At 62.5% G+C, this 23,733-nt stretch carries 23 protein-coding genes; 12 read left to right on the forward strand and 11 right to left on the reverse strand.

The genetic code is table 11. The features are described 5' to 3' along the window. Positions 1-68 precede the first annotated feature (68 nt). The 3 genes from CKW29_RS23935 to ada all read left to right on the forward strand — a co-directional run bounded on the left by CKW29_RS23935 (position 69) and on the right by ada (position 2,644). On the forward strand, positions 69-830 hold the full coding sequence (locus CKW29_RS23935) for a 2OG-Fe(II) oxygenase (RefSeq protein WP_095149233.1): 762 nt from the start codon (positions 69-71) through the stop codon (positions 828-830). Further along, on the forward strand, positions 820-1,497 hold the full coding sequence (gene alkB / locus CKW29_RS23940; RefSeq protein WP_095149234.1) for a DNA oxidative demethylase AlkB: 678 nt from the start codon (positions 820-822) through the stop codon (positions 1,495-1,497). The genes CKW29_RS23935 and alkB overlap by 11 nt, the downstream gene beginning before the upstream one ends. Before the next feature lie 85 nt (positions 1,498-1,582). Beyond that, positions 1,583-2,644 carry a bifunctional DNA-binding transcriptional regulator/O6-methylguanine-DNA methyltransferase Ada gene (gene ada / locus CKW29_RS23945; protein WP_095149235.1) on the forward strand — a complete coding sequence of 354 codons (1,062 nt, stop codon included), beginning with the start codon at positions 1,583-1,585 and terminating at the stop codon, positions 2,642-2,644. Here ada and CKW29_RS23950 read toward each other — a convergent pair. Both CKW29_RS23950 and CKW29_RS23955 read right to left on the reverse strand, forming a co-directional pair. Then, on the reverse strand, positions 2,641-3,099 hold the full coding sequence (locus CKW29_RS23950; RefSeq protein WP_095143522.1) for a GyrI-like domain-containing protein: 459 nt from the start codon (positions 3,097-3,099) through the stop codon (positions 2,641-2,643). The two genes, ada and CKW29_RS23950, sit on opposite strands and share 4 nt — an antisense overlap. A 17-nt stretch (positions 3,100-3,116) precedes the next feature. Then, positions 3,117-4,100, reverse strand: a complete 984-nt coding sequence (locus CKW29_RS23955; protein ID WP_095143521.1) for an MDR family oxidoreductase — start codon at positions 4,098-4,100, stop codon at positions 3,117-3,119. A 317-nt stretch (positions 4,101-4,417) separates the two neighbouring features. On the opposite strand from CKW29_RS23955, the gene CKW29_RS23960 reads away from it, so the two are divergent. The 7 genes from CKW29_RS23960 (at position 4,418) to CKW29_RS23990 (ending at position 10,788) form a co-directional block, all read left to right on the forward strand. After that, positions 4,418-5,482 (forward strand): nitronate monooxygenase family protein, encoded by a 1,065-nt coding sequence (locus CKW29_RS23960; protein ID WP_095149236.1) that lies wholly within the window; start codon positions 4,418-4,420, stop codon positions 5,480-5,482. 231 nt (positions 5,483-5,713) lie between these two features. Beyond that, positions 5,714-6,481, forward strand: coding sequence for a molybdate ABC transporter substrate-binding protein (modA, locus tag CKW29_RS23965; protein WP_095149237.1), 768 nt, complete (start codon positions 5,714-5,716; stop codon positions 6,479-6,481). Continuing rightward, positions 6,482-7,162 carry a molybdate ABC transporter permease subunit gene (modB, locus tag CKW29_RS23970; protein WP_095143518.1) on the forward strand — a complete coding sequence of 227 codons (681 nt, stop codon included), beginning with the start codon at positions 6,482-6,484 and terminating at the stop codon, positions 7,160-7,162. Between the two features lie 3 nt (positions 7,163-7,165). Further along, a complete protein-coding gene (gene modC, locus CKW29_RS23975) occupies positions 7,166-8,254 on the forward strand; it encodes a molybdenum ABC transporter ATP-binding protein (RefSeq protein WP_095149238.1) in 1,089 nt (362 codons plus the stop codon). Positions 8,255-8,442: 188 nt separating this feature from the next. Then, on the forward strand, positions 8,443-10,086 hold the full coding sequence (locus CKW29_RS23980) for an ABC-F family ATP-binding cassette domain-containing protein (protein ID WP_095149239.1): 1,644 nt from the start codon (positions 8,443-8,445) through the stop codon (positions 10,084-10,086). 96 nt (positions 10,087-10,182) lie between these two features. Further along, positions 10,183-10,407, forward strand: coding sequence for a hypothetical protein (locus tag CKW29_RS23985; protein ID WP_095149240.1), 225 nt, complete (start codon positions 10,183-10,185; stop codon positions 10,405-10,407). Positions 10,408-10,557: 150 nt separating this feature from the next. Then, positions 10,558-10,788 (forward strand): hypothetical protein, encoded by a 231-nt coding sequence (locus CKW29_RS23990; RefSeq protein ID WP_095079225.1) that lies wholly within the window; start codon positions 10,558-10,560, stop codon positions 10,786-10,788. Between the two features lie 68 nt (positions 10,789-10,856). Here the strand turns inward: CKW29_RS23990 and CKW29_RS23995 are convergent, their stop codons facing one another. From CKW29_RS23995 to CKW29_RS24015, 5 genes are all read right to left on the reverse strand, one after another. Beyond that, positions 10,857-11,828, reverse strand: coding sequence for an XdhC family protein (locus CKW29_RS23995; RefSeq protein ID WP_095149241.1), 972 nt, complete (start codon positions 11,826-11,828; stop codon positions 10,857-10,859). A gap of 1 nt (position 11,829) precedes the next feature. Next, positions 11,830-13,077: a cytochrome c gene (locus CKW29_RS24000; protein WP_095149242.1), complete on the reverse strand. Its 1,248-nt coding sequence runs from the start codon at positions 13,075-13,077 to the stop codon at positions 11,830-11,832. A 2-nt stretch (positions 13,078-13,079) separates the two neighbouring features. Beyond that, entirely contained in the window at positions 13,080-13,619 is a 540-nt protein-coding gene (locus CKW29_RS24005; protein ID WP_095143511.1) for a (2Fe-2S)-binding protein, read from the reverse strand. Further along, positions 13,612-16,443, reverse strand: coding sequence for a xanthine dehydrogenase family protein molybdopterin-binding subunit (locus CKW29_RS24010; RefSeq protein ID WP_095149243.1), 2,832 nt, complete (start codon positions 16,441-16,443; stop codon positions 13,612-13,614). The genes CKW29_RS24005 and CKW29_RS24010 overlap by 8 nt, the downstream gene beginning before the upstream one ends. Positions 16,444-16,689: 246 nt before the next feature. After that, on the reverse strand, positions 16,690-16,920 hold the full coding sequence (locus CKW29_RS24015; protein WP_095143509.1) for a hypothetical protein: 231 nt from the start codon (positions 16,918-16,920) through the stop codon (positions 16,690-16,692). 410 nt (positions 16,921-17,330) lie between these two features. Between CKW29_RS24015 and CKW29_RS24020 the strand changes: the two genes are divergently transcribed. After that, entirely contained in the window at positions 17,331-18,083 is a 753-nt protein-coding gene (locus tag CKW29_RS24020) for a carbonic anhydrase (RefSeq protein WP_095143508.1), read from the forward strand. A 31-nt stretch (positions 18,084-18,114) separates the two neighbouring features. On the opposite strand, the gene CKW29_RS24025 is transcribed toward CKW29_RS24020, so the two are convergent. Continuing rightward, on the reverse strand, positions 18,115-18,351 hold the full coding sequence (locus CKW29_RS24025) for a hypothetical protein (RefSeq protein WP_095143507.1): 237 nt from the start codon (positions 18,349-18,351) through the stop codon (positions 18,115-18,117). A 690-nt stretch (positions 18,352-19,041) separates the two neighbouring features. After that, the gene (locus CKW29_RS24030; RefSeq protein ID WP_095149244.1) at positions 19,042-20,094 is read right to left on the reverse strand and encodes a GGDEF domain-containing protein; all 1,053 of its coding nucleotides are present in this window, start codon (positions 20,092-20,094) and stop codon (positions 19,042-19,044) included. 468 nt (positions 20,095-20,562) lie between these two features. Here CKW29_RS24030 and CKW29_RS24040 point away from each other — a divergent pair, with 468 nt between their 5' ends. Then, the gene (locus CKW29_RS24040; protein WP_095149246.1) at positions 20,563-20,955 is read left to right on the forward strand and encodes a hypothetical protein; all 393 of its coding nucleotides are present in this window, start codon (positions 20,563-20,565) and stop codon (positions 20,953-20,955) included. Positions 20,956-21,172: 217 nt separating this feature from the next. Here CKW29_RS24040 and CKW29_RS24045 read toward each other — a convergent pair whose 3' ends face one another. Together CKW29_RS24045 and CKW29_RS24050 are read right to left on the reverse strand one after the other, a co-directional pair. Continuing rightward, positions 21,173-22,351, reverse strand: coding sequence for a cystathionine gamma-synthase (locus CKW29_RS24045; RefSeq protein ID WP_095149247.1), 1,179 nt, complete (start codon positions 22,349-22,351; stop codon positions 21,173-21,175). Next, entirely contained in the window at positions 22,348-23,724 is a 1,377-nt protein-coding gene (locus CKW29_RS24050; RefSeq protein ID WP_095143502.1) for a pyridoxal-phosphate dependent enzyme, read from the reverse strand. The genes CKW29_RS24045 and CKW29_RS24050 overlap by 4 nt, the downstream gene beginning before the upstream one ends. Between the last annotated feature and the right edge of the window lie 9 nt (positions 23,725-23,733).

The raw sequence follows: 23,733 nt of genomic DNA on the forward strand, positions 1-23,733 counted from the left end.
CACCGGAGTGTCACCCGCGCTTGAGCCTCCCAGACTGGTCATCCTCGACCCGGGTTCAGGAGCCAGCCATGTCCACTTCCCCGCACCACCACGACCGCAACGCCGCCCCTGCGACAGCCGGGCCGTCGCTGCTCGAACGTATCGACACCCTCCCCTGGCCCGCCCTCGAGCACACCCTCGACCAGGATGGCTGCGCCATCCTCAAGGGCCTGCTCACTGCCCGGCAATGCCGCGACCTTGCGGCGCTGTACGCCGAACCGACACGTTTCCGCGCTCACGTGGTGATGGCCAGGCACGGCTTCGGGCGGGGCGAGTACCGTTACTTCAGCTACCCCCTGCCCGCACTCGTCGAGCAATTACGCGGGGCGCTGTACACCCGGCTAGCGCCATTGGCCAACCGCTGGCATGAACGCATGGGCCTGCCTGACCGCTTTCCCGCAGCGCACAGCGCGTTCTTGCAGCGCTGCCATGCTGCCGGCCAGCAACGCCCTACTCCCTTATTGCTGCACTACGGCCCGGGGGACTACAACTGCCTGCATCAGGATCTGTACGGTGAGCAGGTGTTTCCCCTGCAGGTGGCGATTCTGTTGTCAGCACCCGGTGTAGACTTCACAGGTGGCGAGTTCGTGCTCACCGAGCAGCGCCCCAGGATGCAATCGCGGCCCATGGTAATGAGCCTTGAACAGGGCGATGCACTGATATTTGCGGTGAGCCAGCGCCCGGTGCAGGGCGTTCGTGGCGACTACCGGGTGAACATGCGCCATGGCGTCAGTCGCCTGCACAGCGGTGAGCGGCATACCCTTGGAGTGATTTTCCACGATGCACAGTGATCACAGCCTCCCTGTCACCCTCGACCTGTTTGCCGGGGAAGACCGCCAACCGGCGCGGACCGAACAGATCGGCGAACAGTCATACGTACTGCGTGGCTTTGCCTTGCCCTGGGTGGCGCGTTTACTTCCCGCACTGGAGCCTGTGCTGCTGCAAGCACCGTTTCGAAACATGGTCACACCGGGTGGTTTCACCATGTCGGTTGCCTTGAGCAGTTGCGGCACGCTGGGCTGGACCACCGATCGCAGTGGCTACCGCTATACCCGCCTCGACCCGCTCAGCGACCAGCCTTGGCCAGAAATGCCTGCCGTCTTCCGGGAACTGGCGCATGCCGCAGCGATGGCAGCCGGCTTCAGCGACTTTATGCCGGACGCCTGCCTGATCAACCGGTACCTGCCCGGTGCGAAAATGTCCTTGCACCAGGACAAAGACGAACGGTCCTATGATGCGCCTATCGTGTCGGTCTCCCTGGGCCTACCGGCGATCTTTCTGTTCGGTGGTTTGAAACGCAGTGACAAAAGCCGGCGAGTGCCACTGTTTCACGGGGACATCGTGGTCTGGGGCGGCGTGGACCGCTTGCGCTATCACGGCGTGTTGCCGCTCAACGAGGGGCATCATCCACAACTGGGCGCACAGCGGATCAACCTCACCTTGCGCCGCGCGGGGTGACACCTGGAATTTGACCGCAAGCCGCGGAGTGCCTTCGGCCTTCAGACCGGGCAAGCTGGGCTGAATCTTCAAAAGGTAACGCACCATGACCACCGCCAGGCACGCCACCGAACAAGACCCCCGCTGGGCCGCCGTACTGGCTCGCGACCCGCACGCCGACGGTCAGTTTGTCTATGGGGTAAAAACCACCGGGATCTATTGCCGCCCCAGTAGCCTGGCGCGCTTACCGAAACCGCAGAACGTGGTGTTCTTCGACACCGAGGAACAAGCCCTGGCCGCGGGTTTCCGCCCCAGCAAGCGGGCCGCGGCGGATCAAACCCTGGTTGCCAGCCAGCACGCCACCCTGGTCGCCGCGGCCTGTCGACAGATCGAATCCGCCGACACCGTGCCCAGTCTCGGCGAACTGGCACACAGCGCGCGCATGAGCCCCTTTCATTTCCACCGCGTGTTCAAGGCCGTGACTGGCCTGACGCCCAAGGGCTATGCCACGGCCCAGCGTTCACGCCGAGTCCGCGAACGGCTCGAGGTGGCGGGCTCGGTGACGGATGCGTTGTATGACGCCGGGTTCAACTCCAACAGTCGCTTCTACGAGTCCGCCGATCAGGTGCTCGGCATGACTCCTGGCAATTACCGCGCCGCGGGCCAGAATACTGACATTCGCTTTGCCGTCGGCCAATGCTCGCTCGGGGCGATCGTGGTGGCACAGAGCGAGCGCGGGGTGTGCGCGATTCTCCTCGGTGACGATCCCGATACCCTGGTCCGCGACCTGCAAGACAAGTTCCGGCAAGCCAACCTGATCGGCGCGGACCCGCAGTTTGAGCAACTGATTGCCAAGGTGGTGGGTTTCATCGAAGCCCCCGCCTTGGGCCTGGACCTGCCGCTGGATGTGCGCGGCACAGCGTTTCAGGAGCGGGTCTGGAAGGCGTTGCGGGAGATCCCGGTGGGCAGCACTGCCAGTTACGCCGAGATTGCCCGGCGTATCGGTGCGCCCAAGGCGTTCCGCGCCGTGGCCCAGGCGTGCGGGGCCAACAACCTGGCGGTGGCAATACCGTGCCACCGGGTGGTGCGCAGCGATGGCGACCTGTCGGGCTATCGCTGGGGGGTGGAACGCAAGCGTCAGTTGCTGGCGCGCGAAAGCCAGCCTTAGAAAATGCCGATGTGCACGGCCACGCTGTCGGGGCCGGTGTAGGCCTCGAAGTCGGTGGCAAACCGGCGCTGAACCTGCGGATGTTCATCGAAATACGCCCACACCCGCCCCCAGGCCTCAATCACGCTGCCCGGCATCGGCCCCTTGGCATCGAACACCAAGTACTGGCCGCCCTGCACTTCAAGGCTGTGGTAATCGGCCGGGGCCTCATTGACAGCCACGCCCGCCAGCACGTCAAACGCCCCGCTCGCGTCCGACTCATATTGGCTGTACACGCCATACACCCACGAATCCGCCGTCTTGCCGGCGATCTTGTCGTACAGGCCCTCGCTGAAAAAGCGTTGCCACATCGGGCCGATCCTGGCGGTCGACGCCTGTTGCTCTGCGGTATTAAGCGTACGCACGCGCAGTCCGGCCACACGAAACGGCTGTACTTCCAGTTGTTTGACACCCATGAACACTTCCTCCTTGATTAACGATTCACATCCACCACAACGCGCCCGCGCACCTCGCCGGCCAGCAGCCGTGGCGCAAGGTCGATGGCATCGCTCAGAGCGATTTCGTGACTGATCAGTGACAGCAACCCTAGGTCCAGGTCCCTGGCCAGTCGGTCCCAGGCTGCAATGCGCCGGGCCTTGGGTTGAGTCACGCTGTTGATCCCGGCCAGGGTAATGCCGCGCAGGATAAAAGGCGCGACAGAGCCCGGAAAGTCCATGCCCTGGGCCAGTCCGCACGCCGCCACCGTACCATTGGCCCGGGTGCTGGCGCAGGCATTGGCCAGGGTATGACTGCCCACCGAGTCGACCACCGCCGCCCAACGCTCCTTGGCCAACGGCTTGCCGGGGCCCGACAGGCTGGCCCGATCGATGATCTCGCGGGCGCCCAACTGCTTGAGGTAGGCATGCTCCGAGGGGCGACCGGTGCAAGCGACCACCTGGTAGCCCAGCGCGGACAACAGGGCGATGGCGAAACTGCCGACACCACCGTTGGCCCCGGTTACCAATACCTCGCCCTGGTCCGGAGTCACGCCGTTGCGCTCCAGCGCCAGGATGCACAACATCGCGGTATAGCCGGCCGTACCAATGGCCATGGCCTGGGCTTCGGTGAATGCACGCGGCAAGGGAATCAACCAATCACCCGCAAGCCGTGCCTTCTGTGCCAGCCCACCCCAGTGCCCTTCCCCCACGCCCCAGCCATTGAGCAGCACTTTGTCTCCAACCTTGAAGTCCGGATGCTCGCTGACCTCCACCGTGCCGGCCAGGTCGATCCCGGGAACCATCGGAAATCTGCGCACCACAGGGCTTGAACCGGTAATCGCCAGTCCATCCTTGAAGTTCAGGGTGCTGTACGCCACACGCACCGTGACATTGCCCTCGGGTAACTGATCGTCGTCGATCTCTCGCAAACTGGCCTGGTACGCGCCGTTATCGTTCTCAATCAAAATGCCTTTGAACATCACTGTCTCCTGATTGGATGGGTCGCCGTGAGCTGAGTCCAGGCCAATACCTTCGCAGCCACGGCGCAAAAAAGCCATGACCGATGCTACATGCCAGGGCTATGATTTTTGCCCTCTGGGCCAGAATCGCTGACGCCAGCACAGTCATCCTTGATGTTGGCTGAGCCACCGCTATCGCGGACAAGCAGCGCGTCGCCCGGCCCGTTTGAACGACACCGATGCCCTGCTCAAAGGGTGACGGCTTTGATCGCTGACGAACCGATTGAACCGCAACAGCCGACCCCCATTCACCTTTTCCATGCAGGAGCACACTGCTGATGAGCCAATGGCCTGACACCCGTATTGTTGATCTGCTAGGCATCGAGTTGCCGATCATCCAGGCGCCCATGGCCGGCGCGACCGGCCCGGACATGGTGATCGCCGCCAGTAACGCCGGCGCCCTGGGCTCGATGCCCGCAACCATGCTGAGCACCGGGCAATTACGCGAGGCGCTCACGACGATACGGCAACACAGCACGCATCCATTGAATGTGAACTTCTTCTGCCATCAGCCACCCGTTGCCGACGAGTCGCGCACCCGCCAATGGAAGCAACTGCTGGAACCCTACTACCGTGAACTGGGGGCTGATTTCGAGGCGCCGACACCGGTGTCCAACCGGGCGCCGTTCGATGAGGCCGCCTGCGAGGTGGTCGAGGCGTTTCGCCCCGAAGTGGTGAGCTTCCATTTCGGCCTGCCGGAGAAATCCCTGCTCGACCGGGTCAAGGCCACCGGCGCCAAGGTGCTGTCGTCCGCGACGACTGTGGCTGAGGCCATCTGGCTTGAGCAACATGGCTGCGATGCGATCATCGCCATGGGTTACGAGGCCGGCGGCCATCGCGGGATGTTTCTCAGCGATGACTTGAGCACTCAGGTCGGTACCTTTGCCCTGGTGCCGCAAGTCGTCGATGCCGTCCGCGTGCCCGTTATCGCCGCCGGTGGCATTGGCGATGCGCGGGGGATCGCCGCCGCGTTCGCCCTGGGCGCCTCGGCGGTGCAGCTAGGCACCGCGTACCTGTTCACGCCGCAAGCCCAGGTCAGCGCCTCGCACCACCAGGCCTTGCGCAGCGCCAGGAAGAGCGAAACGGCAGTCACCAACATTTTCACCGGGCGCCCGGCGCGGGGGATCATCAATCGGATCATGCGCGAGCTCGGCCCGATCTGTCCGCAGGCCCCGGCGTTCCCGCTGGCTGGCGGTGCCTTGCTGCCGCTGCGCGCCAAGGACGAGGCAGACTTCAGCACCCTGTGGGCCGGACAGGCGCTGCGCCTGGGTGTGGAACTGTCCACTGGCGAACTGACCCGACGCCTGGCGGATGAAGCGCTGGCCTTGCTGGGACGCCGCTGAACTCGGCGCCTCGATGATCGTTCCCGGGCGGGAACGATCACCCCTTCTGCAGATACCACTGAAAGCCCCCCGACAGAAAACTGTATACAATTTTTCACTCATGAGCCGTTGACGAGTTCCGCTCGCAGCTCTTTCGCTGTATATTTTTATATATAGCGTTAAGCCTCAGCCCCAGCGCAGTCGAATCACAACAACACACTGCCCACCTCACTCGTCCTTCGGAGCCGCTTCATGACTATTCGTGTCTCAGGTTTTGCCCCGGTTTGCCTGGCCTCCTTGTTCGCCGTGTTCGCCTTGAACTCGGCCCAGGCCAACGAAGTCCAGGTCGCCGTCGCCGCCAACTTCACCGCGCCGATCCAGGCCATTGCCGCCGACTTCGAAAAAGACACCGGGCATAAACTGGTCGCCGCCTATGGCGCCACGGGGCAGTTCTACACCCAGATCAAGAACGGTGCACCGTTCGAAGTGTTCCTCTCGGCAGACGACAGCACCCCACAAAAACTCGAGCAGGAAGGCGATATCGTCGACGGCTCGCGCTTTACCTACGCCATCGGCACCCTGGTGCTGTGGTCGGCCAAGGACGGTTACGTCGACGCCAAGGGCAACGTGCTGACCAGTAACCAGTACCAACACCTGTCCATCGCCAACCCGAAAGCCGCCCCTTACGGCCTCGCCGCTACGCAAGTGCTGGCCAGGCTGGGGCTGACCGACAAGGTCAAGGACAAGATTGTCGAAGGCCAGAGCATCACCCAGGCCTTTCAGTTCGTCTCCACCGGTAACGCCGAAGTGGGCTTCGTCGCCTTGTCGCAGATCTATAAAGACGGCAAAGTCACCGCTGGCTCGGCGTGGATCGTGCCCGCCGACATGCACGATCCGATCAAGCAGGACGCGGTGATCCTCGACAAAGGCAAGGACAACCCGGCTGCCAAGGCACTGGTTGACTACCTCAAGGGGCCGAAAGCCGCTGCCGTTATCAAATCCTACGGTTATCAACTTTAAATGACCCTATCGAGTGCCGACCTTGCCGCGATCTGGCTGACCTTCAAGCTCGCGTCCCTGACCACGGTGATTTTGCTGATCATCGGTACTCCGATTGCGTTGTGGTTGTCGCGCACCCGGTCCTGGCTGCGCGGCCCCATCGGGGCGATCGTCGCCCTGCCCCTGGTGCTGCCGCCGACGGTGATCGGCTTCTACCTGCTGCTGACCCTCGGCCCCAACGGGTTCATTGGCCAACTCACCCAGTCGCTGGGGCTGGGCACCTTGACCTTCAGCTTTACCGGGCTGGTGATCGGCTCGGTGATTTACTCGATGCCCTTTGTCGTCCAGCCGTTGCAAAACGCCTTCTCGGCCATCGGCCCCCGCCCCCTGGAAGTGGCCGCCACCTTGCGCGCCAATCCCTGGGACACCTTTTTCAGTGTGGTCCTGCCCTTGGCCCGGCCTGGTTTTGTCACCGCGGCCATTCTCGGCTTCGCCCATACCGTCGGTGAATTTGGCGTGGTGCTGATGATCGGCGGCAACATCCCCGACAAGACCCGCGTGGTCTCGGTGCAGATCTACGACCACGTCGAAGCCATGGAGTATGCCCAGGCCCACTGGCTGGCCGGAGCGATGCTGGTGTTTTCATTCCTGGTGCTGCTGGCACTGTATTCAAGCCGCAAAACCAAGGCCGGCTGGAGCTGATCGATGACTGCTGGGATTCACGCGCGCCTGTATCTTCGCTACCCGGACTTCACCCTGGACGTCGACCTGGACCTGCCCGGCCGTGGCGTCACGGCGCTGTACGGTCATTCCGGCTCGGGCAAGACCACCTGCCTGCGCTGCATCGCCGGCCTGGAACGAGCCGAGCATGGCTTTATCCAGATCAACGACGAGGTCTGGCAGGACAGTCGCAAGAAGCACTTTGTGCCCCCCCACAAACGGGCGCTGGGCTATGTGTTTCAGGAAGCCAGCCTGTTCCCCCACCTGTCGGTGCGGGCCAACCTGGAATTTGGCCTGCGGCGTATTGCCCGTGAGCAGCGCCGGGTCGACCTGCTGCACGCCACCGAGTTGCTGGGCATCGGCCACCTGCTGGATCGCCATCCGCAACACCTCTCCGGCGGCGAACGGCAACGCGTCGGCATCGCCCGTGCGTTGCTCACCAGCCCTCGGTTACTGTTGATGGACGAGCCCTTGGCCGCGCTGGACTCACAGCGCAAAAGCGAGATCCTGCCGTACCTTGAGCGGCTGCACGACGAACTGGAAATACCGGTGTTGTACGTCAGCCATTCCCAGGACGAAGTCGCGCGCCTGGCCGATCACATTGTGCTGCTGAGCGCCGGCAAGGCCCTGGCCAGCGGACCGGTCGGCGAAACCCTGGCGCGGCTCGACCTGCCGCTGGCGCAGGGTGACGACGCGGGCGTGGTGATCGACGGCCAGGTGACTGACTACAACGTCGACTACCAACTGCTGACCCTGCAACTGCCCCGCAGCCTGTTGAATGTACGCGTGGCCCATCTGCCCCTGGCCGTGGGCAAACAGTTGCGCTTCAAGGTGCAGGCCCGGGATGTCAGCCTGAGCCTTGCGGGTGGCGAACAGAGCAGCATCCTCAATCGCTTGCCGGTCACGGTCATCAGTGAAATTGCCGCCGACAACACCGCCCATGTCCTGGTGCGACTGGACGCTGGCGGCACGCCGTTGCTGGCGCGCATCACCCGGTATTCGCGCGATCACTTGCAGGTGCATCCCGGGCAACAACTCTGGGCGCAGATCAAGGCCGTGGCGGTGCTGGCCTGAAACTGCACCGGCCAATAGACCTGAAGCTTGTAAGGGTATCCGCGCCTGGGCTAGGCTATGCACCTTTCCTCTCCCCCGGGACGATCGTTCGACGTGAACAACTAAGCCTTTCAAAAATGTAATCGCAGCGCGTGGCCCTATGCGGGCCAGCTTCCGTGCTGGTCTTTCCGACATTTTCTGGAGGTGCCATGACTCACGTCACGCATCCACCTGCGCTGGTCATCCTGAACCGGCTCACCTATCAATTTGCCAATGGCCAGACCCTGTTCGACGCCCTCACCCTGCGCCTGGATCAGTGCCCCACCGGCATCGTCGGTCGTAATGGCAGTGGCAAATCCGTGCTGGCCCGATTGATTGCCGGTGAGTTGCAACCCACCTCGGGAAACCTCATTCGTCACGCCAGCGTTGCCTATGTGGCACAAGAGCCGAGTGTCATGGCTGAGCAAAACGTCGCTCAGGCAGCCGGCGTCGCGCAGGTACTCGATGCCCTCGAGCGGCTGGCCGACGGCACGGCCGACGCGCGGGACCTTGAACAGGTGGCCGAGCGCTGGGACATGCGCGATCGTCTACGTGCAATGCTCGATGAAGCCGGCCTGTGCGCACTGACCCCACACCACCCCGTGAACACCTTGAGCGGTGGTCAACGTGCGCGCATCGCGCTGATCGGCGCGTTTCTCAGCCCGGCCGAGATGCTGGTACTGGATGAACCGACCAACCACCTGGACGCCGACGGTCGCCGCTGGCTGATGGGCCGCTTGGCTGCCTGGCGCGGTGGCTTGATTGTGGTCAGCCACGACCGAACCCTGCTCAACAGCCTTGAACGCATCGTCGAACTCAGTGAACGGGGGGTGCAGGTGTTTGGCGGCAACCATGAGGCGTACCTCACGCAGCGAGACATCGAGCAAGACGCGGCGCGATCAGCCCTTGATCATGCCCGCACACTGCGCAGTCGCGAGCAAAAACGCTTGCAGCGCGAGCACGACGCCCTTCAACGGCGTGCCGCCGGATCACGCCGAAACGCGGACAGCGCCAACGTCTCACGCTTTGAGCGTGCCACGATGAAAAGCTCGGCCACCGAGTTCATGGGCCATCTACGCAAAACGCATCAGGCCTGTAAAAGCGCGATAGATGCTCAGGTACGCGAAGCCCGTACACGGGTTGCGCCCGCCGAACCCGTGCTGATTCCTCTGCCCGCAAGCGCCATACCGGCCGGCCGGCAAGTGCTCACACTGGTCGATGCGCAATTGCCATGGCTGCCAGCCGGGGCACCCGGCACCTGGCTCACGCTTTCACTTGCAGGCCCTGTACGCGTTGCCGTCAGCGGGCCGAACGGTTGCGGAAAGTCCACCCTGCTGAAAATGCTCGCGGCCCACTGCAACCCTGTCAGCGGGCAGTGCCTGACCCACGTGCCGAGTGCCTATCTGGATCAACACCTTGAACAACTGGACCCACAACGCTCTGTGATCGAGCAGTTAAACCTGCAGGACACGCCATTGTCAGAGGGCGCGGTGCGCAGCCGCCTGGCCCACCTGCAACTGGACACCATGCGCGTGACCGTGCCGACCCGCCTACTCAGCGGTGGCGAACGACTCAAGGCCGCCCTTGCCGTTGCCGCATGGCGCGAGAACCCGGCGCAGTTGCTGTTGCTCGATGAGCCGACCAACCACCTGGACCTTGCTTCGGTACAGGCCCTTGAGCAGGCCCTGCGCGGGTTTGCCGGTGCGATCATCGCCGTCTCCCATGACGCCGGATTCATCAACGCACTCCAGCCCTCCCATACCCTGGCCTGGACACCTGACGGGTGGTGCCTGCACAACGTCCGCCAGCCGTGACTGTCGTGACCCATGCGACGAACGACACGCGTTGTTTTTGCACCTTGGCCACCGCGATCTATAGTTGATGGGAATACAAATCACCCCGGTGACGCCATGGAAGACATTTTCGTTGTGAAACGCTGCAACAAGATCATCGTCCAGGGGCGCCGAGTCGGGGAAGTGGCCCATCCGCCTCCGGTTGCGGAGGTCTGGTACAGGATTGCCGATACCCGTACTCGCGGCGGGTTCATCGGCGACGGTTATGATCGCCAGGAAGACGCCCTGAACGAGTGCCGGCGCCTCAACCGGGTCAGCTCGCGGGTCGCGCGCCAAGGCTGAAACGTAGGCCCCAGGCAATGTGACCGACGTTCAATGGCAGGGGCTATAATGAACTGAGCTGAAGGATCGGCGCCTTGACCGGCGGCAGGTTCGCAGGCACGGGCCTGTCGTCGAATCCTTGCAACCTTCTCGACTATGGAGGTGTTTGTCATGTCCGAAAAAGAGTCCATCACCACCTTGCTGACCCTGCTCGACTCACGCCAGACGCGCCTGACCGCTGCCTGCAAGGAAATTGCCGACTGGGTAGACAACCATGACGGCCACCCGACCGCCGTGAGAATCCGCGACCGTCTGCTGGATATCGAGAAAGACACGCCGCTGATCCAGAGCGCCTTGACCTCGCTCAAACCCGTTGAGCGCCCACTGCCAAGGTTCCGCTAAGCGTTCCGACCTGAAGCTTCAGGCCGGAACTCACCAAGGGTCGATCACTGCCGCGTCAACACCTGGCGTCAGAGCCGGTCCCGGGCAATACCGCTGCGAATTCGCACAATATCGGCGAGCACCGCCAAGGCGATCTCCGCCGGCGTCTTGCTGCCCAGGTTAAGCCCGATGGGCGCGTGAATGCGCGCCAGTTCAGCGTCCCCCAGACCACCGATGCGGCGCAACCGCTCGAAGCGCTTCTGCGAGGTTTGCAGGGAGCCCATCACACCGATGTAGAACGCGTCGGTGCGTACGGCCTCCATCATGGCCAGGTCATCGATACGCGGATCATGGGTCAGCGCCACCACCGCCGTGTCGCTGTGGCAGCCACCGTCGGCAATGAACACCGATGGCAATTGACGGCGTATCTCGACGTTCTCCAGGACCACCCCTTCGAGCACCTCATCGCGCGGGTCGCACAGAATCACTTCGAAACCCAGGCCTACCCCGAATTCGGCACAGGCCTGCGCCACGCTGGAGTAACCGGCGAGCAACAGCCGTTGCGCCGCACCGACGCGCAACCGTACACGGTCGATTTCACGTTCGATACGGGGCCCATGCTCGCGGTCAACCAGCAGGCTGCGGGCGCCGCTGTGCAAGTCGACCTCACGAATCAGGCGACGTTGCCCCAGCAACGCCGACTCCAGTTCACGCAGATGGGCCTGCACCTCACAGTCCGGCTCAAGCTTCTCCACCAGCACATCGAGCAGCCCGCCACAGGGCAGTCTCACCTGAGAGCGCGGGTCATCCGTCTCGCCGTAGCGCACCACCACGACGGCGTCGTTGAACAGCCCCTCGGCCATGCGCTCCAGAAAATCGTCCTCGACGCAGCCACCCGACAGCGAGCCAATCCAATGACCGCTGTCGTTGACCGCCAGCATCGAGCCCGGCGCACGGGGCGCCGAGCCGTAGGTGCTGAGGACGCTGCACAGCCACACGCACTGGCCCGCGCTGGACCAGGCCAACGCGCGCCGTATCACCTGCAGGTCAAGATGCTGCATGTCAGTTCGCCTTGTGCTCTGGCGGAGCCTCAGCCTTGAGTTGTTCGATCTGGCTGATCACCAGGTCTGCCGGTTGACCGCCCCAGGCCTGACGCAGGTAGTTGATCAGGTCGGTGGTCTGTTGCGCGCTCAACTTGTCGACAAAACCCGGCATCGGTTGCATGCGCTCGAAACCCGAGAACTGCTGCTCGCCAATCCCGTCGTCGATGACGCGCAACAGGTTGCGCGGATCTTCCAGGCGTAGGGTGGTGTTGCCCTGCATGGCCACGGCGATGTGCGGCTTGCCTTCGCCCTCGACACCGTGGCAACCGGCGCAGACGTTCAGGTAGCTTTGACGGCCGCGCTGGGCGCTTTCGGTCATCTTGTCCAATGCCACCGTGGCCAGCACCTTGGCCTGGGGCGGCTGATCGCCAAGCAGGAAGGTAGCCATGGCCGCCAGGTCCGAGTCACTGAGGTTCTGGGTGCTGTTGTGGAACACCGGGAACATCTCATTGAACATCGTGCCCTGGGCGCTCATGCCATGCTTGAGGAACGAACTCAGGTCCTGATGGGTCCAGCCACGGACTGCCAGATCGTTGGCCAGCAGGCTGGGCGCCAGGTAGCCATTGAGCAAGCCGCCAGTCATGCGTTTGTCCTGCTGCATGGCGCCAGGCAAGCCACGCGGCGTGTGGCATTCACCACAGTGACCGAGCACATCGACCATGTACTGCCCGCGCTTGAACGCCTCGCTTTTGCCTTCAGTCGGCTCAAGCTTCACGTCCTTGCCGTAGAGCATGTTCCAGCCGGTCAGGCCCAGACGCACGTTGAACGGAAAGCTCAGGCGGGTGACCGGTGCGGCACGGTTGATCGGCTCGAAAGTCTTCAGGTAGGCGTGAATCGCATCGGAGTCGGCACGGGGCATCAAGTGATACGAGGTGTATGGCATCGCCGGGTACAGGTTGGCGCCGTCACGACGCTTGCCTTCGGTCAGCGCGGCGAAGAACTCGTCATCGCTGTACAGGCCGATGCCATGCTCCTTGTCCGGAGTGATGTTGGTGCCGTAGATGGTGCCGAACGGCGACACGATGGGCAGTCCACCGGCATAGGGTGCGCCACCGGGCGCGGTGTGGCAGGCCATGCAGTCGGCTGCCCGCGCCAGGTATTCACCCTGCTTGATCTGCTGCTGATCGGCCGCCTGGGCCTGCTGGATCGCCATCAGCGAAACCGCAAGACCCACGGCGGCAGCCAGGCCGGAAAGTAGTCGCTTCATGCTTAACCCTCCTTGACCAGGCCGAGATCGGTCAGCACGTTGCGCGTGGCGCTGTAGTAGCGCACGTACCCGGTGCAGCGGCAGATATGGTGACCGAGGCTGTCCTCGATCACCGCTTCCAGCTGGCTCTTCTTGATCGGCTGGCGCTGCAGTTTTTCCACCAGCACGGTCGCCGCGTTGACGAAACCTGGTGCGCAGTAGCTGCACTGGAAGGCGAACTCGTCGACAAAGCGTTGCTGAATCGGGTTCAGTTCGGTGACCTTGCCCGCTTCATCACGGCTCGCGTGGCCCTCGATGGTGCGGATTTTCTTGCCTTCGAAGTAGTGGGCACCGGTGATGCAGGTGCGCACTTCTTCGCTGGTGCCGTCGGGGTTGTCGACGATCACCACGCAGGCGTGACAAATGCCCTGGCCGCAGCCCAGACGTGAACCGGTGAGGTTACGGTACTCGTGCAGGTAGTCGATCATCGGCAGATCTTCAGGGACCTCGACGGGACCGACGGTTTGACCATTGAGGGTCATTTGAAGCGGACGGTTAGCCATTGAGGGCCTCCTTGATGCGCGCTGGAGTGATAGGCAGGTCACGGACACGTTTGCCGATAGCGTGAGCCACGGCGTTGGCGATAGCGCCCACCACCGGAATCATCACCACCTCGGCAATGCCCTTGGACGGGTCGCTTGGCGACAGGGGTGGGAGGATCTCCGACGTCTGCGTCCAGACCGCGACATCCTTGGCCATGGGCAAGCGATAGCGGTTGAAGTTCCAGTCACCCTCCCCCGGCCCGCCTTCGTACAGCGGCATCTCTTCCAGCAACGCGTGGCCGATGCCCATGGCGACCCCGCCTTCGATCTGGCCCTTGACCAGCTCCGGCACCAGCACCCGGCCACATTCGAGCCAGGAATGGTGGTTAAGGACGCGCACCTCGCCCGACCCCTTGTTCACTTTCAGTTCCACCAAAGTGGCAACGGGGCTGTAGTAGGTCACGGCCGCGTTGTTCAACTGCGTCGCCGGATACGCGACGTTCTGTCGGTCCAGCAGGTGGAAGCCGGCGCTGGTCATCTGCGCCAGCTTGGCCTTCGGCGCACCGGTACCGTATTTCACGGCCAGGGCATCCAGCGGCAGGCGCTCGCGCACGCCGTTGATGCTGAACTCGGCCTCGGCCCAACTCCAGCGGTTGAAACCGTGCACGGTGGCACCGGTCACCAGGCCACGCTCGTGGGCATGCTTGGCCAGTACGGCGAACGGCAGCGGTTCCATGCCATTGGCGGTCAGCTTTCCATCGACCCAGTGGGCGTCTTCACGACGGACCACATACGGGTTGGCCTGGCCGCCAAACGGGCCCTGGCGCCAGATTTCCATGGCCGCCGGCCACAGGCCGTGGTTGAACAGCACGCGCGCCGCTTCACGGGTGGCGTGGCTGAAGTAGTAAGCCGAGTTGGTGGCCGAGGACGCCGAGGCGATCTTGCCGACCCAGCGCGGGTTGCGCAGCACAGTGTCCTGCTCGGCCTGACTCATGATGTAGGGGTTGCCGCTGCTGGTCAGCTGCAGCTCTTTCCACTCGGTCTCACCGGTCTTCACTTCACTGGCCGGATTGCCGAGGAAGTCGGCGACCACCAGGGCCTGGGACGTGGACATGCCGGTGCCGATCTCGATACCGATGTGGCGCAGGGTGACATGACCTTCAGCAGTGAACTCGACGCTGGCCATTGGCGCTTCGGAGCCTGTGCCGAAGTCTTTCTGGCAGATGGCGAAACCCACCCCGTACAAGCTATCCGGGTCCTTGGCGTCTTCCTGCTTTTTCAGCGCGTGACGGTTTTTCCAGAACTCATTGCCCGCCGCCTTTTCGAGAATCTCGTTCAGGCGCAAGGCACCGGCCGGCACCGCGCCCTGGGTGTTTTTCATCCCCGACAGCAGCACGTTCTTCTTGCGCAGGTCGATGGCATCGATCCCTAGGCGATCGGCAATTTCATCCACCATCATCTCGGTGGCGGCCATGCTTTGCAGGGTGCCATAACCACGCATGGAACCGGCCTCGACAGCACGGGAGTGATACGCGGTTACCTGCAGGTCGTTCTGCGGCATGTAGTAGATCGACTGCGCGGCGGTGGCGCCCACGGCGGCCACCGACGGGCTGTAGTTGATCCGGCCGCCGCCATCGACGGTCATGTCGGCGCGGAAAATCTTGAAGCTGTGATCCTTTTTGTCCACCGCCAACTGGTAGCGGATGTCGAACGGGTGACGCTTGATGCCGCTCTGGAACTGCTCGTAGCGGTCGTTGGCCAGGCGTACCGGCACACCGGCGCCGTACAACGCCGCCAGGGCTGCGTAGTAGACGAAAATGTTGTGGTCCTTGGAGCCGTAGCCGACGGTGTAGCCCGGGTGCATGTTCAGCGTGCTCAGGCCGAAACGCGACGGTGCGATCATCTTCGCCGTTTCGCTCGCCGTCTCCAGTGGGCACTGGGTGGCCACCACGAAATGCAGGGTCTTGGTCGCCGGGTCGTACCAACCGTTGCCGTTGTCCGGCTCCAGCGCGGCCGGCTCGATGGACGGCGTCTTGTAGCGCTCGTCAAACACCATCCAGCCTTCCGGCGGGGTTTCCAGTTGCTGTTTCATGCGGTCGGCATAAAACAGGCCGCGCTCGGTCAGGTTGCCATGCAGGTTGGGCTGGGCGTTCCAGACCGGACGCCGCTCGCGAATCATCGGGAACAGGATCGAGTCTTTCAGGCTGGCGAATTCGTCTTCATCGGCCGAGGTCGCCCCGCCCACGCGCACGTAGCGGAAACTGCCGTAGGGGTCACGGGTGTACAGCGGCGCCTGGGCACCGTAGCGGATGGCCTTGTCGTTGAACTTGAGTTTGTTCTTGGCCTGGCGGTAACGTTCGAAATCGTTCCAGATCAGGATCGCCACCGGGTGGCCGATGAACATCGGTACCTGGCCGGGCGGCAGCAGCGGATCGGGGGCGTGTTCTTCCGGAAATACGATGCCGTCCTTGTCCAGGTCCTGCGCAGTGACGATGCGGTCAGGCTGCAATTCGGCGCCCAGCAACGACAGGTCGAAACCCTCGTAGATGCGGTCGGCACGAATAGTCTTGAGCAGCATCGCGTGGCCTTGCTGTTGCGGCCAGCCCGGCATGTCCTTGGCGCGGATGTCGCGGGCAAATACCTTGCTGCCGCACACCTTGGACAGTGAGTCGTTGCGCATGCGTGCCTTGCCGTTGTTGCCAAGCCATTGCTCGGACGGGACGGTCACGCTGTTTTCCATCAGGGCGGCCAATGCCTGGGAACTGAGCGGAGTCAGCGTCACGCTGACGCCAGCGATCAACCCGCCCTGCAAGAAGGAGCGCCGGGATATATCACGGTTGGACATGGATCATCCTCTGGACGGCTATGAAATCCGTCCATGTCATTATGGTGTTCTGGGAAATCTCAGGTCATACAGAAACCCTCCTGACGATGCGAAGGGCTGACAAGCTGAAAAAAGTTGACCTAATGGTTAACTTTATCGAATTTGTCCGGCCTCGGCAAAAATAATAGTAGTTCGAGGGTGATTTTCTGCGGGCACGGGGTCGCCCGCGATGGCGTCAAGGGTGTGACTACTGCCGACCGCCCGGGCTTACTTGAGGCTGATTTTGTGCGCCTTGACCTCACCGGCGAAACTGCCCAATCGCGCGTCGGTGCGCTCGAACAACTCGCACATCCGCAGCAACGCCTGGGCGTCCACCGAATTGCCGGACTCGCTGAGTCGCGCGGCAATGGCTTTCATCTCCACGGCGGACCAGCGCAGCTCGGACGCAATGTCCTGCAGATCCTGCCGCAGTTCCTGCTCAGGCTTATTGAGTGACATGACTATTGCCTCCCATTCAGAATGCCGAAAGCGTCACTTCCTTGATAACGCCGCCACTCGCCGGATGCAACCGTCGGCACCAGGTGCCTGACCAACGCCACATGGCGAATTCGACCCTCAACAAGCCCGCCCCTACATGAGATGGCTCCACAGGTCCGTTTATGGGGTTCTGACTCACTCAGACAGCGTAGACGACGCTGGCACAGGCGAAAGCATTAAACGCAAAGTGATAGCGGTATCGCATTTTTTGAGCGGGTTCTGCCTCACGACATCGCCGTTGATCGCCCAATCACCGGGGCGCAATGCTAACCCGGCAAACCCTCTAGACTTGCACATGGCGGTACCCGGGGCTCAGGGCAGTACTCGCCCCTGTGCCAGTCATTCTTCCCCATGAACCGAGTCCATATGCCATGTGCCCATCCCGTGAAACAACGCCAGGCCCCGCCCCCCATGATCGCCGCCAGTTTCTGAGGCTCGCAGGTCTGGGCGCAGGTGCCCTGCTGCTGGCCGGCGCCCTCCCCGCCAGGCTGGCCAAGGCTGCGGAAGAAAACGCCGCGCCACCCAAGCCGCAAAACGCCCTCAGCCCCGACCAGGCCCTGCAACGCCTGGTGGAAGGAAACGAGCGATACATTCGCGGTGCCTCCACCACCCACGACTTCAAGGCGGAGCGCGAAGCCCTGGTGTCCGGCCAGAACCCGTTCGTTGCAGTCCTGAGTTGCGCGGATTCGCGCATCGCCCCCGAATACGCGTTCGATACAGCCCGCGGCGATCTGTTTGCCGTTCGGATCGCCGGTAACTTTGTCACCGACGAAGGGCTGGCCAGCCTTGAGTACTCGGTACTGGCGCTGGGCGCGCCGTTGATTCTGGTGTTGGGCCACGAGAGTTGCGGGGCCATGATCGCAGGGATCAAAACCGCCAAAGACCGCACGGTATACCCCGGCAAGATTCAGACACTGACACTCGCCCTCCAGCCCACGATCAACAAAGTCCTGAAAGAACCCGGCGACCTGCTGCACAACGCAACCGTGCAAAACGTCAAGGACTCGGTCGAGCGCCTGAAAACCACATCGCCCGTGCTCAGTGACGCCCTCGCCAATGGCAAGTTGAAAATCGTGGGCGGGATCTACCGCCTGGCGAGCGGCAAGGTTGACCTGATCGCCTGAGCGAAAAATCACAACCCGCACGCTTGAGCGATCAAGCGTGCGCCTGGATCCGGTAATCCTTGAACAGCTCTTCCTTGATGATCATCACGGCATCGTCGTAGTAACGCTCGCCACGGGCCTCGCTGAGGGGCACCGACCTGATGCTCACTGCACCCTCGCGCGGGGTGTGTTCACAGGTGAGAAAAAACTCCGCCGTGTGTGGGTTGAACTCCAGGTAATAGAACAACTCCCGGCCTTCCCGGTTCCAGTAACCAATTTCTCTGCGCATCTGCCGCCACCGCCTCATTGTCCAGTGGGGGCATTCTAACGGGCACAATTCATCCCGCCCCATGCAATAAGCGATGGCGTGTCGGATTTTGGAGGTTGCGGGAGAAAAAGTGATCAATGAGCCCTATGCACGGTTGCGCGAGCAGTTGGCCAGAGGCGCAGCAATTGACCCTGAGGGCGGCATCAGACTCATTGATCGTTGCCCAGCTCAATGTTGGGCGGTTTCCATTTAAGCAAATGGAGATGCAGTGCACGTTGTGACTCAACCCGCTTCATGCTGATTGAATGCCGTGCACTTTCTTTTTTAGCATTGCCCTGCCGAGGGGTCTAATAACGTTTTGTGTCGCCCTTATGGCCTGGGGAAATAACCGGGCGGCGATGGACACTGAACACCGACAGCAGAAAACCTGCAGGCCTAGGGGCCAAATTGCAGGCAAAAAAAAGCCCAAGTAGCTGATGGAAACTTGGGGCTTAAAAATGCATAAACCGTGGTGGTGAACGCAGGACGATAATACCTAACCCATTGACTTGTAACAAGATATTTACAGGTTAATTTTATACCGTTTATCCGCTAAGTCCTTAAATAACCACACTTTTTTCGCGCCATACCGCTTATCGACACTGAGCCACTGAAGACAATCCGCGGCTGTCGTGCGACGATTTTCAGCGGTTCACCTGAAGACCCCGAGGGTCACCTCCAGGCCGACCGATGGACCTGGTTACGGCCATTGCGCTTGGCCTGGTACAGCGCGTCGTCGGCACGCGTCAGCAGGCTCTCAAGGGTGTCATCCGGTTTGGCGAGGGCGACACCAAAGGACGCCGTGACCCTGTCCAGCACCTGGTCGCTACCGCGCGCCTTGATCCGCAAGGCCTGCACCTTCAGGCGCAACTGTTCGGCAAAATCCCAGGCGTTATCCAGGTCCCTGCACGCGTGCAACATGACGCAGAACTCTTCACCGCCATAGCGCGCCACCGTAACATGTGGGCTGATTGCATTGCGCAGCACCTCGCCGACATGCTGGAGCACCCGGTCGCCCAACGGGTGGCCGTACTGGTCGTTGAACTGCTTGAAGTGGTCGATATCCAGCATGATCAATGCCACACCTGCCTGACCGGCGCCCAGCGCCTGCTCCAGTAAACGGGTGAACGTCGTTCGGTTGAGCACCTGGGTCAGGCCATCAAGGGTCGCGGCCAACTGGGCGCGCTCAAGCTTGTCGCGCAGGCTCTTGATCTCGTTTTGCGCCGAGTGCAGTTGGGAAAGGAACAGCTCTTGCTGGTCCTGCATGAGCCGGGTGCTCTGCTGCAGTTCACTCAGAAGGGTTGGCAAGCGTTCGCCACTCGGCTCCTCCAGCATGTCCAGGCAATGCCCGAGGCGATCCTGGAAGTGCTGGCTGCCTCTGACGCTGCGCGAGATGTCGCGCTCCATGCCGTCCACCAGGTTGATCGCCTGCTGCTGGCCGCTGCGAGCGTCCTCCAGTTCATCGCGGATGATGTACTCACGAAACAGCCGGGCAGCAGACTCTGCCGGGAAAGCCTCGAAGTCCCTGACCATTCTGTCCAGGTGACGATTGAGCTCTGGCTCCTGGCCTTTGCTGTAGGTGTACCAGAGCGCGTAATGCACCGGATTGGGTGGAATGTTGTGGCGCACCATCAAGGGCACGGCCTGCTTGAGCAGCGCCGCTGCTTCGCGGGAATCCTCGGGATACAGCGCTAAGGCAGTCGCACGCGTCTCTGGTTGGCTCATAACGTCACTGTGGTTTGATTATTGTTAACGAATGATAAGCTGCTGAGCATAACCACAGGCCGGACAAACGGCCATCCCGGCATAATGCCCCGGCGCGGACAGTTCATCGGATACACCTGAAGCTCGCTTGCGGTGGCGGCTTATTGCCTCTATTGCTTAACATCCGCCAGGCAAGAGGACAGGGAAATGATCCCCCGATTCGTTGTGGTTCCTGCGATCCCCATCAAGACCACATCCGGCCGTAGAGGTATTCGGCTACACACCGGGCTGGCCCCGATGGGTTTCAACCTCTACGACAATCAGGACAAACAGCGGATGAATGCCCTCTATGGGACTCGCCTGGAAGCCCAGGCCGAATGCGAAAAGCTCAATATCTGAGGCCTGAATCCCACGCCTGTCGCCCGGTCATTGACTCGCTCTTTTTTGGGGCGTGAAATGTCCACGAGGTCGATATCGGGAGGCATCCACATGGCTAACATCCAGATTCTGACCGGTGATTTTCTTTATGGTGTCGGGACCTGCGGACCGGGTGTGATCAACGTCGAGACCGCGCTCTATCCCTGGCCGGGCCTCAACGTCCCGGTGACGGACATCAAGGATTTCACCCTGTTGAACCAGGCCCCACAATCACTCACGCAGAACCCTGCAGGTATGGGCCTGGCCGCCACCCTGGCGCTGGCGCCCCTCTGCGCCGTCACCGACACTGCCTTGAGCCACGATGAGGCCCAGGTGACGTTCTGGGTTGAACTCAAGGATGGCAGGAAACTGCTGTGCCTGACGAATGCCGACACCTACAGGCACCTGGAGGGGAGCACGGGTCGGCACGCGCCCTTGAACACTTTTTCTGCCTTATCGGGCTAGCCCCCTGTTACCCCGAAACCGCAGGCTTATCCGGAACCCGCCAAGGGAGATGAAACCGCATTTGTAGGAGCAGCCGGTCGACGCTCGAGTGCTCGCGATGAACTCAAGAACAACGCGGTTACTCAGAAAATACGTGTAATCGTTAACGTCCATCGCGAGCGCGCTCGCTCCTACAGAACACATTACCAAGGGTTCCGGAGTGTTCATGGCGACGGGCTCAGATCCGCGCCAGCGCCTGGGCCAGGTCGGCGCGCAGGTCTTCGACAGCTTCCACCCCCACGGACAAACGCACCAGCGCATCGCCGATGCCAAGCTGCGCGCGGGTCTGCGCCGGGATGCTGGCGTGGGTCATGATCGCCGGGTGCTCGATCAGGCTTTCCACCCCGCCCAGGCTCTCGGCCAGGGCAAAGATCCGCACCGCCTCGAGGAAGCGCCTGGCACCGGCCAGGTCAGTGTTCAGGTCCAGGGAAATCATTCCGCCGAACCCACGCATTTGCCGCTGGGCCAACCCGTGCTGCGGGTGCGAGGGCAGGCCCGGGTAATAGACCCGCGCGACCTGCGGCTGACGCTCCAGCCATTGCGCCAGTTCCAGCGCGTTGCTGCAATGGCGCTCCATGCGCAGTGCCAGGGTCTTCACCCCGCGCAAGGTCAGAAACGCATCGAACGGCCCGGCGATCGCACCTACCGCGTTCTGCAGGAAACCCAGGCGCTCGGCCAGTTCGGCGTTCTGCCCGACCACTGCAATGCCGCCAATCACGTCGGAGTGACCGTTCAGGTACTTGGTGGTCGAGTGCAGCACGATGTCGAAACCCAACTCCAGTGGTCGCTGTATCCACGGACTGGCAAAGGTGTTGTCGGCCACACAGAGAATGCCTCGCTCGCGACACAGGTGCGCAACCGCGGCCAGGTCGGTGAGGCTCAGCAAGGGATTGCTCGGCGTCTCGACCCAGACCATCCGCGTGTCTGGCTGCAGCGCCGCTTCGAAGGTCGCCAGGTCCGTCAGGTCGACGAAGCTGAAACGATGACCGGCGCTGCGTTGGCGCACCCGTTCGAACAGTCGGAACGTACCGCCGTACAGGTCATTGCCGGAGACCACATGCGCACCGGCGTCGAGCAGTTCGAGTACGGTGGCGATGGCCGCCAGCCCGGAGGCGAAGGCAAAGGCCCGGGTCCCGCCTTCCAGGTCCGCCACACAGCGCTCCAGCGCCCAGCGCGTGGGGTTGTGCGAGCGTCCGTAGTCGAGCCCCTTGTGCACCCCGGGACTCTGTTGCGCATAGGTGGAGTTGGCGTAGATCGGCGGCATCAGCGCCCCGGTGGAAGGGTCCGGCACCTGCCCGGCATGGATCACCCGGGTGGCAAAGTCACGTGGTTCGACGGTTTCATCGTGCTGGCTCATGCAAGGGATCTCCGTAGGTGATTGAGCATGTCGACCCGGGTAATCAGGCCGTGAAAACCCGAGGCGTCCTGGATGATCGCCACCAGCCCACGATCGAGTTCGGCCTCCAGTTCCGCCAGACTGGCACCCGGCGGCAGGGTTTCCACCTTGTCGGTCATGGCGCTGGCCACGGGCATCCGAAAGTGCGAAGCGTCCTGGTGCACGCCCAGCAGAATGTCGGACTCGTCGATCACCCCGACCAGCCGCTGCCCGCCGACCAGCACCGGCAGTTGTGACACGTCCGCCAGGCGCATGCGCTGGAAAGCGGTGAGCAAGGTGTCGTCCGGGCCTACGCTGATCACTCGGTCATCCTCGAAACGGCGCGCAATCAGGTCGCGCAGGTCGCCGTAATGCTTGCGCTGCAGCAGGCCCTGGTCGTTCATCCACTGGTCGTTGTAGACCTTGGACAGGTAGCGGGTGCCGGTGTCGCAGACGAAACTGACCACGCGCTTGGGCTCGGTCTGCTCGCGGCAATAACGCAGTGCCGCCGCGAGCAAGGTGCCGGTCGAGGAGCCTCCGAGAATACCTTCGGCGCGCAGCAATTGGCGGGCATGATCGAAGCTTTCCTCGTCGCTGATCGAATAGGCCTGGCGCACACTGGACAGGTCGGCAATGGACGGAATGAAGTCTTCGCCGATGCCCTCCACAGCCCAGGAACCGGGGGTACCGAGGGTGCCGCTGCGGCTGTATTCGGCGACCACCGAGCCCAGTGGATCGGCCAGCACCATGGCCAGGTTCGGCTGCACGCGGCGAAAGAAGCGGGTCAGCCCGGTCAGCGTGCCGGCCGATCCGACGCCGACGACGATGGCATCCACATCATGCTGGGTCTGCGCCCAGATCTCGGGCGCGGTGCTGCACTCGTGGGCCAGCGGGTTGGCCGGATTATTGAACTGATCGGCGAAGAAGGCATCGGGGATCTCCTGCGCCAACCGCCCGGCGACATCCTGGTAGTAATCCGGGTGGCCCTTGCAGACATCGGAGCGCGTGATATGCACCTCGGCGCCCATCGCCTTGAGGTGCAGGACCTTCTCGGTGGACATCTTGTCCGGCACCACCAACACCACCCGGTAGCCCTTGGCGCGCCCCACCAGGGCCAGACCCAGGCCGGTATTGCCGGCGGTGGCCTCGACAATGGTGCCGCCAGGCCGCAAGCGGCCATCGCGCTCGGCGGCATCGATCATCGCCAGGCCGATGCGGTCCTTGATCGAGCCGCCGGGGTTCTGTGATTCGAGTTTGAGGAACAGCGTGCACGGGCCGGTATCGAAGCGACTGACACGCACCAGCGGCGTATTGCCGATCAGTTCGAGCACGGCGGGACGGGAATTGTTCGGCATGTCATCACC

Origin of the sequence: Pseudomonas sp. Irchel s3a18 (genome assembly GCF_900187535.1) — a bacterium.
In the GTDB taxonomy this organism is placed as follows: Bacteria; Pseudomonadota; Gammaproteobacteria; order Pseudomonadales; family Pseudomonadaceae; genus Aquipseudomonas.